The following is a 14396-nucleotide window of genomic DNA, read 5'->3' as shown; positions in this document are numbered from 1 at the left end:
GGATCATTAAATCTAAAGAAACCTATTGAAAATGCGGTTCTTTATTACTTTGGCGCTCCCATGGCAAGGATATTTTATTACCTCATCATCAAACCCCTCTCGTTTCTCCCGATGTGGGCGTTGTATGTATTGTCAGATCTGCTGTACCTAATCATGCGGTGCGGGCTCACCTATCGGAAAAAAGTGGTTTTCAGTAATCTCTCCCTTGCATTCCCTGATAAACCTCATGAGGAAATCCGAGCGATCGCCTGGAAATTTTACCGCCACTTTTGCGACCTCTTAGCCGAATCTGTCCGACTTTTTAGTATTTCAAAGGAAGAAGCCATCGCGCGATTCAAAGTGGTCAACCCTGAAGTACTCGACGCACTGGCCCTGCAATCCAAAAGTGCCCTGCTGGTAGGTGGTCATTACAACAACTGGGAGCTTTTTGCTGTAGCCACAGACCCTCAGATTCCCCACCAGTTACTGGGTATTTACACTCCACTTACCAATGCTTTTTTTGAGAAAAAATTCTCCGAATCACGTTCAAAATTTGGACTGGTGCTGGTGCCTAAGAAAAAGGTGAAAGAAACCTTTGAACACTACAAAAATCACCTTACGGTCACCACCTTTGCCATCGATCAAAGCCCGAGAAAAAGTCAGAAGGTATACTGGACCCGCTTTCTTGGTCAGGACACGGCAGTGCACTTCGGTGCCGAGAAATATGCCAAAGACTATCATTACACAGTGGTCTACGGAAGTGCCCGCAAGGTCAAAAGAGGGCATTATGAGCTGCGATTTGAGCTAATAGAGGCCAATGCACCTGAAGCTCATGAGGGGGCTATCACCGAGCGAATGACTCATCTGCTGGAGCAGCAAATCCATGAGTCCCCAGAATACTGGCTTTGGACACACAAGCGTTGGAAACTAAAGAAACCCTAAAACAAAAGAGGCTGCCAATGGCAGCCTCTTTTGGCTCTTATTTATTCCAAAATCAGTCTGTACTAGATCTTCCGGATCGGCTCTTATAAGTAGGCTGTTCATCGCCACGATCCGAAGTACTCCTTTGGGTAGTCCCTGCATTTAACCTGGACCTGCCTTCATTAGAGGAATACTTTACACTTTCTCGCCTGCTCACCCCATAATCCACCTTGTTGGATTGGTGATGGTTTTTCCCGTTATGCCCTTTGTCATATTTATAATGCCCGTGTCCATGTTTGGGCTGGCTATAGTTTTGATAATGAATGGCCACAGGGCGGTAACGCGGCCCGTGATGGTAGTGATGAAAGCTTTGGCTTGCATAATACGTGGTATGAAAACCACAAAAAGTACTGCAATGGTGATCGTAGAGTGGATAGTTATAATCTATCACTTGTCGGACAATACGACCATTTCGTTCAATGTCCACCACCACAAACACATCTCCCCTTCTCATGATCAGTTCAAAAGTGTAGCCACGTCTGAACGGCACCCGTCTGGCATGCACCAGGTCAAATCCACGGTATTCATGCTCGATGGAATGATAAACCTCATAAGGAATCTCCCAGTGCTGCTGCACTCCCAATGAGGTGACAAACCTAAACTGCTGTGCTTCACTTTTAGAGGCTAAAAGGATGACACTCAAAACGGAAAGTATTATTGCTCTTTTCATGGCTCCACATATTTGGTTATGCGGAGATATTACCAAGTATGATGCCAATTTGACCCAAACAATAACAACAAACTCATTATCAAATACTTACACAGATTTAAAATCAATCACCCGCCTTCAATGAGTTGATCCAGGCTGCGATTTTCATTGCTTCGTCCTTTGGCACCTGTGGCATCGGGGCCATAGGGGTGGAGTAATCCGGCCAGTTTTCAGGCTGAGGATTATAGATCAACTCCACAATTTTCTTATCCGTATAGCGTCGCTTGGCAATGTCACTAAAGGCCGGTCCCACCACGCGTTTGCTCATCTGATGACAGGCACTGCAGGTATTCCTATCCAGCAGCGGCTTCACCTGCTCATAGGTGAGCACTTCAGTAGTTGACTTAGTCACGGGTTTTTGAGGAGCCGGTTTCTTCGGCACCACAGCTGAAGTTCTTTTGGTGCTCAGCGCTGAGGCAGGCAGTTTGTCCCCTTCAGGAATGCTATTGAGCGTATAATAGGCCGTAGGATGCAAAACAGGAAGCTGCTCATCTGCTGACCGGATGCCTGGCACATTAATTTCATGAATATAGTACCGGGTCAGATTGTCCACCACCAGCCGCACACTCAATCCATCCTCAGCCACTTGCACCCCTTTAATCTTCAGCGGCTCTGCATTGATAGTGGGGCTACCGTAGACCGAATGATACTTATAGGTAAAGCTCTGACCCCTATAGCTATCCAGGTTTTCTGCCAGTTTGCGATCCACGGGCTTGGTAAAAGCTATTTCAAATCCATCTGGCCGGGCCGAAACAGTCTGCATTTCCATGGGCACTTTTCCTGTCCAAATCAGTCGCTCAAAACCGGAGTTTTGATTTCCCGCTGATCCCCAGCCCCTATTGGTCTCACCAATGAAAAGTGATCCGTCATTCCCCCAGTCCATTCGTAAAATCCCGGACTGAAAACCCTCTTTAAAATTGAACGCCACACCTTGAAATTCGCCATTGACTTTCTCCATCACCACGCGCATAATCTTACTCTGACCCTGGTCACCCACAAACACCTGACCTGCAAATGGCCCAAATGCGCCTTCAGTGTCATCCTTCAAAATCTCAGAATTGGAGATCCCCAAAATGGCGTGTGGCAACCACACCGCCGGCAACCTGATCTCGGGAAATTTCTCCTTTGCGGTGGCTAAAGTGAGGGGATTCTCCTCGTCCATTATATTCTCGGGCTTGATGTATCTACCTTCTTCAAACCTCCTTCGTTCGTCTATTTCATCAAAAAATGCCTTCTGTGAAAGCTTCACCGGGGAATCCGACTCACCTGACCACCTGAGCCCTGCAGGATGTCCGGTAAAACTCCCTTTGGCGACATGCCAGACACCGCCCGAGCCCATCCAGTCGCCCTGGTTGTCGGCATAGAAAAACTCGCCATCAATCATACCAATACCACAGGGTGAGCGCATGCCGGTAGCCCAGGGTTCCATTTCTCCGGATGGAGAAATTTTCATCGTCCACCCTCTCCAGGGTACCCGGCTCTCACCGCGCCACCATTCCTGATCACCGAAAGCCACATTGGCGGTCACAAACAAACTGCCATCATCAGCGATCTTAGGACCGTAGGAATATTCATGATAGTGACCCGAAAGTGGCCAAGAGTAAATCGTTTCGTAAACATCTGCCCGGTCATCACCATTGGTATCTACCAGCTTGGTGAGCTCTCCACGCTGGGAAGCGTACAGGGCATTTTGATAATAGGCCAGGCCCAGAGATTCGTGCAGACCAGAGGCAAACAAGGTGTATTTCGGCAATTCACCTCCGGCCAGATAAGGGTTTTCTACCAGCCATACATCCCCCCTTCGTGTAGACAAAGCCACCCGCCCATCAGGTAAGGTGGTCACACCCCCCACCTCCAGTAGGATACCTTCAGGCACCGGCATGGTGATGATCTTGTAGTAATCTTCTTCCTTTGGCTGAGCCACCAATGAAACCCACAAGGTGGCTAAAATAAGTGCGAAATGATATTTTAAAGTTTTCATATGATTGGGCTTACCAGGTTAATGAATATTGGATCGGAGTGGTATCAACAGGCAAGATCAACTCTTTGACATCACCTATACTCCTGACAGATGGTACCTGACCCGACTGAATATTGATATAATACTGCTTGTCATCCACGGCATACCATCCATTAGGCAACAACTCAATCTTTCGCCCTTCAGCCACTTTCAGGTAAGTATTAGGTCTTGGGTTGGATACAATCACCTTCCGAATGAAATACTTTGCCTCCTCATCGGGAACAATTTGATCGCTCACTTCGGCGCCCTTGTATTCATACAAAAAAGTGGGGCGCCGACTAGCGTAATCCAGCTTATAGCCCTTAGAAATAAAGTCCGTCGATGACGAGGGAAATCCCTGACCAGGAGCATCGAGTACTGCCAAGGATGGCCCTGAAAACAGGTATTGCAGCATCCCAATTGGTCGAAATGAACCATCACCCCGATCATGCCACATAGGCGTAGCGTCCACAAAATCACCCTTCCATACACACACCAGGTTGCCAGCATTCAGGTCATAGATGTAGTGAATCCTGTCCGGTTCGCCCACTCCAATGGTATGGGTAAGTCGCTGACTTCTATCTCCTTTGAAGTCTAGAAATGCCCGAAGCAACCTTACCTCACTCTTCGGTTCGATCAGGATAGGTGGTACCAGATTGCTACCCGGAGGAGAAGAACTGAAGCTATGCAAAGCCACCGGGTAAGAATTGGTTGTAGAAACCACCAAGCTTAGACTGCTCCGCACCCAACTTTGAGCTTTGAAAAGCACCACTTCTATGAAGTGTGATCCTGCTTGCAGAGAAGTACTTGCCGACAAGCCTCCCCAGCCATCACCGATGGATACTCCATCAATCTTAAGATTTCCAATCCCCCCATATACCATATCAAAGAAATAATCGGTGGTTTCCGGCACTGTAAGTTTCCCGGTGAAGACTATCCCATATTCGTTTTCTTTCCCGGCCACTTCATAGGTCAGTGCGGAGATACTTCCGCTTTTCACCACGGCAGATTCCTTCACTTCCGACTCTGTCTCAAAGGGGCCGTGATGCACCTCATAGTTCAGGTCTTCCATGCGTATATCCAGATCGCCAATGAGCTTATATTGGAAGTTCCTGAAAGCCACAGGCCCATGATCACCCTGAATCATGATTGGCCCCAGGGCCACCTCGTCATTCACCAATGGACCGCCTGTCGGTCTGGGGATTTCCACATTATCATGAATCTTCACTCCATTTAGGGTGGTGGAAATAACACGTGCATTAGCTATTTTATTTCCACTCGCATCAAACCTTGGTGCTTTAAAAACTACCTCCAGTTTCTGCCAGAGACCGGGGGCCTTGGCCGCATTGACCAAAGGTGCTTTTCCCATATAACTGGTTTCAGGATTCTGCTCCCAATTGCGATAAATACCTCCTATATCTGAAAAACGGGCGGTCTTTACGCCCCAGCTATCGCAAAGCTGAACCTCATACCTACCCTGAAGATAAAGGCCGGAGTTAGAGCCTTTGGGGATCATCACCTCCACCTCCAGCGCAATGTCCCCATGCTCCCAATTGGTGACCAAATGACTCTTCTTGTCATCATCCGGCATGTTAAGAAGCACGCCCGTCCCTGAAACTGAGGTGATCGGGCGAAGAGGGGCTTCACTTTTCTTTTTCTTTTTCTTGTCTAAAGGTGGCTGAGCATGAATATCTACGGTGGGGTCCATCATCACATCACCCACGATCTGCCAGTTGCCGGATTGGCTCTGAAAAGCAGAAAGATCTTCGAATGGCAATGGTTTCATGCCACTGTTCTGGGCAAAAAGAAGGGCTGACAACACCAGGTACATGACTGCACTCAGCATAATTCGGGTTGGATTCATATTTTTGGGTTCTTAAAAATTGAGTGGATGAAGCTAAAGAAAAAATGATGGGAGTCAAAACAGAAAGCTGCCTGACTCTTCATTTTTACCCACTCAATGGTACCCTCCAAACTCCTGCTTACCTCAAGTAAAACAGTGATCTACCTAACAATGAGGGTGTTGACCTGACCCAAGGAGTCCTACTGAATAAAAACCATTTTTACATATTCCTTCGGTACTGACCTCCTACCTCAAACATGGCGTGGGTAATCTGACCCAAAGAGCAATACTTCGTACTCTCCATCAACTGCGCAAAGGTGTTTCCATTGTTCAGGGCCACATCTTGTAACCTACGCAAGGCCTCAGCAGACTTGCTTTCATTGCGGTGATGAAGTGCATTGAGATTGGTGATCTGAGCCTGCTTTTCGTCTTCTGTAGCCCTAATCACCTCGTCTGGAGTGATAGTCGGCGATCCGGTGGAAGACAAGAAAGTGTTCACTCCGATAATCGGCAGGTCACCATTGTGCTTCTTGGTTTCGTAGTAGAGACTTTCTTCCTGGATTTTACCACGCTGATACATGCTTTCCATGGCCCCGAGCACACCGCCCCTTTCTGTGATCCGGTCAAACTCCACCATCACGGCTTCTTCCACCAGATCAGTCAATTCTTCGGTAATGAATGAACCCTGCATTGGATTCTCATTTTTCGCCAGCCCCAACTCATTGTTGATGATCAGCTGAATGGCCATCGCCCTGCGCACCGAATGCTCGGTAGGTGTGGTAATGGCCTCATCGTAGGCATTGGTATGCAGGGAGTTACAGTTGTCATATATCGCATACAAAGCCTGCAAGGTGGTACGGATGTCATTGAAATCAATCTCCTGAGCATGCAGCGAACGACCAGAAGTCTGAATGTGGTATTTCAGCATCTGCGAACGCTCGTTGGCACCGTATTTTATTTTCATGGCTTTCGCCCAAATCCTTCGCGCTACACGTCCAATCACCGCGTATTCAGCATCTACCCCATTGGAGAAGAAGAAACTCAGGTTTGGAGCAAACTTGTTGATATCCATTCCGCGGGAAAGGTAATATTCCACGAAAGTGAACCCGTTGGCCAGGGTAAAGGCGAGCTGAGTGATGGGGTTGGCCCCCGCCTCGGCTATGTGGTATCCGGAAATGGATACCGAATAAAAATTACGTACGGCATGATCAATGAAATACTGCTGCACATCTCCCATCAGACGCAGTGAAAACTCTGTGGAAAAAATGCAGGTATTTTGTGCCTGATCCTCCTTGAGGATATCTGCCTGCACCGTACCGCGCACACTGGAAAGCGTTCTTGCTTTGATCTCTTCATAAACCTCCCTGGGCAGGACATCCTCTCCTGTGACTCCAAGAAGCATCAAGCCAAGCCCGTCGTGACCTGCCGGCAAATCACCCTTGTAAGTAGGGCGCTCACTGCCCAATTGATCATATATCTTCTTGATCTTCGCCTCTACTTCCTGCTCCAGTCCTTTTTCTTTGATGTACAGCTCACACTGCTGATCGATGGCGGCATTCATAAAAAATGCTGCAATGGTGGCTGCAGGGCCATTGATGGTCATAGAAACCGAGGTGGTAGGATCACACAGGTTAAATCCGGAATACAATTTCTTGGCATCATCCAGGCTGCAAATGCTCACTCCTGAGTTACCAATCTTGCCATAAATATCTGGCCTGTGATCCGGGTCTTCTCCGTAAAGCGTCACCGAATCGAAAGCGGTAGACAATCTCGCCGCAGGCAATCCATGGGATACATAATGAAACCGCTTGTTGGTCCTTTCGGGTCCACCCTCTCCCGCAAACATCCGGGTGGGGTCTTCCCCTTTCCTTTTGAACGGAAACACTCCGGCCGTGTACGGGAATTCACCAGGCACATTTTCCTGCAGACTCCACTTCAGCACATCACCCCAGGCCTCGTACCTCGGCAGGCTCACCTTGGGGATTTTGGTATGCGAAAGGGTCTCACTGGTGGTTTCCACCTCTATTTTCTTGCCTCGTACTTCGTAGGTAAATTGCTCCCCGGCATAGTTGGCCTTCTTGGCTTCCCATTCTTCCAGTAGTTTCTTATTGTGTGGATCCAGATCGAGTTCCAGCTGTGACTTAGCCTCCTCTATGGCCTGTATGGCGGCTTCTTTATCCATCGCCCTCATCACCTCCAGGGATTTATCCAATCCGTAAAGTTTCTGAGCAATCTCTTTTTGTTTTTCTACCGTCTCATTGAAATCCCGGATGGTTTCAGAAATCTCCGACAAATAGCGGGTTCGCTTTGGTGGAATGATGTAGATCTTCTCTGACATCTCCTGAGTGGACTCAAAGCGTGACTTCAGATCGGCACCTGTCTTTTTGGCCAGCGCATCGATGATGGCCCGGTAAAGTTGGTTCATGCCCGGGTCGTTAAACTGGCTGGCGATGGTTCCATACACGGGTAGTTCTTCATCCGGTGTTTCCCAAAGCCCATGGTTGCGCTTGTATTGCTTTTTGACATCCCGAAGCGCGTCCAACGCGCCACGCTTGTCAAACTTATTGAGCGCAATGACATCCGCAAAGTCGAGCATATCGATCTTCTCCAGCTGAGTGGCTGCTCCATACTCGGGGGTCATCACATACAGGGCCATGTCTGAGTGATCGGTGATTTCGGTATCAGACTGACCGATACCGGAGGTCTCGAGGATGATCAGGTCAAAGCCGGCCGCCTTGGTGATGTCCACGGCATCTTTCACATATTTGGAAAGTGCGAGATTAGACTGGCGTGTGGCCAGTGAGCGCATATATACCCGATCACTGAAGATCGAGTTCATCCGGATACGGTCACCAAGCAGTGCTCCTCCGGTTTTCCGCTTAGACGGATCGACAGAGATCACGGCGATATTTTTATCTTCAAAATCCAGCAAAAATCTACGCACCAACTCATCCACCAGGGAAGATTTACCTGCACCCCCGGTACCGGTGATTCCTAAGACCGGGGCGATTTTCTTCGCATCCATGCTCTTGCGAATTTCATCCAGCAGCCCTATGTTTTCCTCCGGGTAATTTTCAGCAGCCGAAATCACCCTGGCTATGGCATTGACATCCTTTTTGTCCAGCTTTTTGAGCTGCCCGTTAAGGTTTTCTCCTACCGGGAAATCACTGGTTTTTACCAGGTCGTTGATCATGCCCTGCAAGCCCATTTCGCGTCCATCATCTGGCGCATAGATGCGCGTGATCCCATACTTATGAAGTTCTTTGATCTCCTCGGGAAGAATAGTACCTCCACCACCGCCAAAGATCTTGATCTGGCTGGCACCACGCTCCTTCAGCAGGTCATACATGTACTTGAAGTACTCCACATGCCCACCCTGATAGCTGGTGATAGCGATGGCCTGCGCATCCTCCTGAATGGCGCAATCAACGATCTCCTGCACGGAGCGGTTGTGGCCCAGGTGGATCACCTCGCAGCCCGTAGACTGAATGATCCGACGCATGATGTTGATGGCAGCATCGTGGCCATCAAACAGCGAGGCAGCAGTGACGATCCTAATGTGATTGACGGGTTTGTAAGGAGCAATGGTCTGAGACATAAATGATTGGTTTATGTTTTGGGGTATTTTTTAATGTTGTTTTGGTCTACTGAACTACAAAAATAAGTAAAACCCCACTGTGAAGGTGTCCATTTCGGGGATTTGGTGAAAGGGGAAAGGATGTTTGGAATGCTAAGGAATTGGGTAATTCCTGTTTTGAAAATGAAGGAAATTGAAATGGAAGGTTTTGGGGATTAGGGGGGTATTCTCAGAAAGTTGAGATCACACATCTAAAAACCTACTGATTGCGCCTTACTGACTTCCCCACTTTAATATACAATGCCGATATCCCGACAAATAAGGCCATCAGGCCCATGGCATTGATCAATACTTTCGAAAGGCCGAGACTCCCCACATCCACAAAAGGATAGGGGTAGAACCCAGAGCCATTGCCCCTGATGAGTATGTACACCAGGTAAATCAAAGGATAAATGAGCCATTGTGGTATTTGTCGGTAGGACACCAATGATTTGTCCTCAAACAAATACCAGCAAACAATGACCGCAACGGGTATCACAGAATGAAGGAGCTCATCAACTACCAGCTGGATGCCGGTAGGCTCCCAAATAGGCCGCAAAAGAATTTGATAAACAAGTCCAACAATGGTAATGTAAACCGTGAGGGCAGTTAGGGTACCGGGCTTATTGAGGATCGAGGGATTTCCCTTTTTATGCTGGAGAACCCACCATGTGAAATAAATCGCCACCAGCGAATTGGTCAGAATAGTAAAAAAACTAAAGAATCGGATGGTTGTTTCACCCACCGAAGCTACCCTGTTCTCAACCATTAAAAAGTATTGAGTCAATACAGCTACCCAAGCTATGCCTGCCAAAAACAACGACCATTTTTTCCTCATAACGTGATCCTAATTTAATCATCTCTTTGATTTTGAAAAATTCTTCAAAAGATCTCTTCGCTATGGCAGAAAAAAAAGGGCCCCATCACATAACACTCACTTCTCTTCAAACGGGAAGTAATCGAGCACGTCATATTCCCAGACATTCGTGGGAAATATCACCACCAGATTGGACGTTTTCTCGCCTATGTTCTTAAATGCATGGGGCACCATTGGGGGGATATTCACAATGTATGGCGCCTCGATGGTAAAAAGCGTATCTCCAAGCGCGTAAAGAATCGTGCCCTCCAGCAGCACATGGGACTCTTCGCCCTTGTGGGTGTGCATTGGAGGAGCACCTCCCGGGAAGGTCTCCGTAATCCCTATCACCAGGTTTTGATAGCCATTTTTATAGCCCTCCATTACATGCACATATTCTCCGGGGCCTGGATTAATGACTGGTAGTTCATCCAGCCGGGCAGCATATTCCTTCCAGTTCTTAAGCTCTCGGGTCGCATAGCCCGGGGGCACTGTTCGCCTTTCCAGTACCTTATGCGAATGGTGTTGGGCATGTAGGTATTCGATGATAGAATCAGGGACGGTCTTGATCTCATTCACCAACCCCTCAATCGAAAAGGTTTCCGTGGCAGAGCCATGAGTGTGAGTATCTGGACCATGGGAGTGGGTTCCGGTATCTCCGGTGCAAGCGTAAAGCAGGAGGGCCATTCCACCTACAATTAAAAAGTTAAGTGGTTTCATATTAGTATTGGTTGGTGTCGCACGAGGGTACATCAACACTCTGATAAACAGCATGTTGACATTTACATTAGGACTATTAAAATAGGAAAATAACCATTGCAAGTCAAGTGTTATTTTTGTCTGGTAGGCTAATCTGCCTGTAGTAGAATGATGGTCACTGGATCCTCTAATAGGAAAAAATGTGCTAGAGAGGCACAGGATAGCGTATCTTCCTACCTGAATCGGTGGGAACCCGCCCTAACCAATAAATAATTAAATGAGAAGATTAGTCTGGTTCGTTTTTGTGTTTCTGGCCATCGGTGTGGGCATCTACCCTATCCTTTATTTTGTGGTCAGTGAGCGGGTAGGCTTACTCACTGCCAAATCAACAGCGGTGCTCGAAAATCAAATCTGGTGGGTGGCATTTTATGTCCATATCTCATTTGGTGCCTTTGCGCTGCTCACGGGTTGGTCGCAGTTCAGTAAGAAAATACGTGCCAAAAATATCCGACTCCATCGAGTGCTTGGAAAAATCTACCTGATCAGCATTCTATTTGCGGGAACCGCCGGTCTCTATCTTGCACTTCACGCCAATGGAGGATGGATCGCACAAGTGGGATTTAGCGGGATGGCGCTGTCCTGGCTTACCACTTCCATTTTGGCTTACCTGGCCATCCTGAAATTGAACATCGAGCACCATAGGATCTGGATGATTCGGAGTTATTCGCTTGCTTTCGCAGCAGTCACCCTGCGATTGTGGCTTCCCTTCTTTGATATCGCCTTAGGGATGGGATTCGATGATTCTTACACCATCATCTCATGGCTCTCCTGGGTACCCAACCTCTTTGTAGCCCAATATTTCATCAACAGGAAGTCCTGATTTACTTGCCAACTTATCTCGCATTTGCAGGCCTGGAATGAGTCTACTTTAGAGTAAACATTAAATAATGAATAATTTGATGTTTACTCAGTTTTAAACATCAAATCTACCTGAGCAGCACTTTTTGAGATTTGGAGGTGTCCTCCATCAGCACCTGAATGGTATACAAGCCCCGTGGCCAAAAGCTAACATTCAAGTCCAGCTCCTGGTTTTCCAGGTGTTCATAATGTTGAACCATTCGCCCAGTAAAATCATAGATCACCACTGCTCTGGTATCCTGAGTCTCAGGTAAAACAAGTCTTAACCTGTCTTGTGCGGGGTTGGGGTAGATGAACACCTTCAAGGTCTCTGGATCCTCCACACCCAATACAGGTTCGGGATTCAGGCTATGGTCCGTGTAATACACCTGGCCATCCAGTTGCTGTACGGCAAACACCCGCCCATCCCTGCGCTGAGCAAACCGGCAAAAGTTGAAATAGGGGGAGTCATTGATCATCACCGGATCCAGCGACATTCGCTCAAAGCTCTCCCGCTCATCATGGTCCAGGTAGAAAATGCTGGACAGCCGAAAGGAAAATCCCAGCCTGGGCGCGTAAATGTCCCCATTTTCAGCAAAGAACAGGTCATAGCCCTCATTGTAAAACCAATCGTACCCATTTGGAGTCAGCTTCAGGTGCGACCATTCTTCCTGATCGAGCGCCCCGGAGAGGCTGTTGGTCAGGTTGAGGGCCGTGGCCATAAAACCAATACTGCCTTGCAAACTAACATGCAGCTGATCACGCTGATCCACCTCCAGGCTGGTCACCTGCACTATATTGGTGGTGAGCAGCTCAGTGTCCCCTCCGTTAAATTTTGGATTTGGAATTCTCTGCCAGGTATTGCCATGATCCGGTGAGTAAATAATGGCACCATCCTGGGAATTGTATTCATTGAGCGAGGCGAAAAGATTACCCTGGCTATCCTGTGCAATATGCGCCACGTATCGGTTGTTGAAGCTCCCAATATCCAACTTTTGCCAGGTGGCTCCATGATCAGCAGACCTGAAAAGGCCATTGCCCCGAAAATATCCCACATCATCCTTCACTAACATGTGACCAGTGGCTGCCAACACATCTCCATTGGGCAGTACCTCCAAATCTCTGATCTCCTGCACATCCGGAAGCTGGCTCTCCTCCCAGGTGACTCCCCCATCTTGCGAATGGTAAACCACACCCTGTGCAGCTACCGCATAACGATACTGTCCGGAAATCCTGATCTGAAAAAAAGAGATAGTCGGGGCACTCAACTTTTGCCAGTCATCCCCATTGGGCCGGCTTTTATATAACCCATGGTCAGTGGCCAGATAGATCTCATCGCTGACCGGATCAATCGCAATATCAAAATGAACGGCCTGAGGATCGGCTTTGGATTCCAATACGTTCCAAAATGAGGTGTTTCGCTGGGACACCACCACTTGTGGCATCAAAATCAACAGCAGGAGGACTTTTCTCACGAAAAAATGAAATAAAATTCTCCTTGTGAACGAAAAGTAGATTGACTGGTTTCAAAATAAATGTCTGATCAGGGACTTTTCGCTTCGAATCGGTGGTGAGACCCAATTGCGCTTTCAAAATCCAACCCTGTCTCATCCCCTAAGACTTCTTCATCCATGTCCGGTACTGGTCACAAATGTCCGCAAGCGGATAACCATGAAACTACGTGAATACCTATCACCGCTGACTATCAATCACTTAAAAGTATGGTTTGTTTTTTGCAGAAGAACCTGCAACTTACCTAAGTTATGAAAACAGTCATCGCCCTTATTCTTTGGTTCATCCTTTTCAGCCTTTCCTGGCCACTAGCCGTATTTCTGTTTTTCTTTCTGGGCTTCTTCTGGCTCATTTTGCTCCCGTTCAGAATTGTCGGGTTCACACTGGAGGTAGTATTCCGAACCGTTGGAGCTATTTTAACTCTTCCCTTCAGAGTCTTGAAAGGGGTCTAAGGTGCTACCAATCCATCTGCAGGCATGACAAAGAGGGAATCGCTCAATGCAGATTCCCTTAATTCCATTTGCTCAAAGGTGGCATCTCCGGTCACTCCGCCCACGCTATCACCATCAAAATAGTGCCATTGGATTTTAGAAGGCATCTGGAGCCCGTTGACTAAAACCCAATCCCGATAATGAATCAGGTTGTATTCATTGCGCGCCTGGCCACTGTGAAAAGTAGATTCGTACATCAGCCACTCCATCTGATGACTATCCTGATCGTAAAACAAAATATAGCTGTCTTTGGATGACTGCCCCACACCGTCAGCATAGGAAATCCGGATACCCTCATAAGAGTTTCCCAGCAATTGCCTCCTGGCTACAGTATCGTAGCTGATGCCGGGATCAGCCAGCACAAAGGGCATTGCTCCAAAGTAAAAAAACAGGTTGTAGTAAAACCGGGCGCCCTCCAAATCGGCAGAATCCGTCACCCAAACATTCTCCCCATCAAATGCAACAATGCCTCCCCCTTCCTTATTGATTCTGGTCTTTCGGTCAGAAATGTTGATTTGATGATGCTCCCCTTCCAGATCATACTCCATGGACTGAAAGCTTTTCCACCGGTCTAGCCCACCGTGGGTTTGAAGCACCTTTTGAAGTGCAACCGGCACCGCTGCTGTACCGCCGCTCCCATCCAGTTTCGGGGACGTGCAACCCACAATGATCAAAAACAAACCGCCAAAGTATTTTATCATGATATGAAGATAGTTTTTCATTCTATTTCCATCAAGACCGTGTAGGTGCAAACGTCATGAAGCTTACATAAAAACCATCTCCTTTCAAGGATTTTGTCAACAGCATAACGAGC

At 47.7% G+C, this 14396-nt stretch carries 11 protein-coding genes; 3 read left to right on the top strand and 8 right to left on the bottom strand.

Annotated elements, in window-relative coordinates:
* Window positions 1-60: 60 nt before the first annotated feature.
* The gene (locus ACHKAR_RS12990) at window positions 61-921 is read left to right on the top strand and encodes a lysophospholipid acyltransferase family protein (RefSeq protein WP_395417709.1); all 861 of its coding nucleotides are present in this window, start codon (window positions 61-63) and stop codon (window positions 919-921) included.
* Window positions 922-973: 52 nt separating this feature from the next.
* On the opposite strand, the gene ACHKAR_RS12985 is transcribed toward ACHKAR_RS12990, so the two are convergent.
* The 6 genes from ACHKAR_RS12985 to ACHKAR_RS12960 all read right to left on the bottom strand — a co-directional run bounded on the left by ACHKAR_RS12985 (window position 974) and on the right by ACHKAR_RS12960 (window position 10703).
* Complete coding sequence (locus ACHKAR_RS12985) at window positions 974-1630, bottom strand: hypothetical protein (RefSeq protein ID WP_395417708.1); 657 nt, start codon at window positions 1628-1630, stop codon at window positions 974-976.
* Between the two features lie 103 nt (window positions 1631-1733).
* Complete coding sequence (locus ACHKAR_RS12980) at window positions 1734-3650, bottom strand: DUF7133 domain-containing protein (protein ID WP_395417707.1); 1917 nt, start codon at window positions 3648-3650, stop codon at window positions 1734-1736.
* A gap of 10 nt (window positions 3651-3660) precedes the next feature.
* Window positions 3661-5532, bottom strand: a complete 1872-nt coding sequence (locus tag ACHKAR_RS12975; protein WP_395417706.1) for a 3-keto-disaccharide hydrolase — start codon at window positions 5530-5532, stop codon at window positions 3661-3663.
* A gap of 199 nt (window positions 5533-5731) precedes the next feature.
* Window positions 5732-9109, bottom strand: a complete 3378-nt coding sequence (locus ACHKAR_RS12970) for a methylmalonyl-CoA mutase family protein (RefSeq protein ID WP_395417705.1) — start codon at window positions 9107-9109, stop codon at window positions 5732-5734.
* A 238-nt stretch (window positions 9110-9347) separates the two neighbouring features.
* Entirely contained in the window at window positions 9348-9896 is a 549-nt protein-coding gene (locus ACHKAR_RS12965; protein ID WP_395417704.1) for a Pr6Pr family membrane protein, read from the bottom strand.
* A gap of 165 nt (window positions 9897-10061) precedes the next feature.
* On the bottom strand, window positions 10062-10703 hold the full coding sequence (locus tag ACHKAR_RS12960) for a cupin domain-containing protein (protein ID WP_395417703.1): 642 nt from the start codon (window positions 10701-10703) through the stop codon (window positions 10062-10064).
* A gap of 256 nt (window positions 10704-10959) precedes the next feature.
* On the opposite strand from ACHKAR_RS12960, the gene ACHKAR_RS12955 reads away from it, so the two are divergent.
* Window positions 10960-11562 (top strand): DUF2306 domain-containing protein, encoded by a 603-nt coding sequence (locus tag ACHKAR_RS12955; RefSeq protein WP_395417702.1) that lies wholly within the window; start codon window positions 10960-10962, stop codon window positions 11560-11562.
* 106 nt (window positions 11563-11668) lie between these two features.
* Here ACHKAR_RS12955 and ACHKAR_RS12950 read toward each other — a convergent pair whose 3' ends face one another.
* Window positions 11669-13054: a T9SS type A sorting domain-containing protein gene (locus ACHKAR_RS12950; RefSeq protein ID WP_395417701.1), complete on the bottom strand. Its 1386-nt coding sequence runs from the start codon at window positions 13052-13054 to the stop codon at window positions 11669-11671.
* A 288-nt stretch (window positions 13055-13342) separates the two neighbouring features.
* Here ACHKAR_RS12950 and ACHKAR_RS12945 point away from each other — a divergent pair, with 288 nt between their 5' ends.
* On the top strand, window positions 13343-13543 hold the full coding sequence (locus ACHKAR_RS12945) for a hypothetical protein (RefSeq protein ID WP_221413411.1): 201 nt from the start codon (window positions 13343-13345) through the stop codon (window positions 13541-13543).
* Here ACHKAR_RS12945 and ACHKAR_RS12940 read toward each other — a convergent pair.
* Window positions 13540-14283 carry a hypothetical protein gene (locus ACHKAR_RS12940; protein WP_395417700.1) on the bottom strand — a complete coding sequence of 248 codons (744 nt, stop codon included), beginning with the start codon at window positions 14281-14283 and terminating at the stop codon, window positions 13540-13542. The two genes, ACHKAR_RS12945 and ACHKAR_RS12940, sit on opposite strands and share 4 nt — an antisense overlap.
* Window positions 14284-14396: the final 113 nt, after the last annotated feature.

The organism is Marinoscillum luteum, assembly GCF_044005705.1.
In the GTDB taxonomy this organism is placed as follows: Bacteria; Bacteroidota; Bacteroidia; order Cytophagales; family Cyclobacteriaceae; genus Marinoscillum; species Marinoscillum luteum.
Note: the sequence above shows the minus strand (reverse complement) of the source record. Positions and strands in the feature narration are given on the sequence as shown.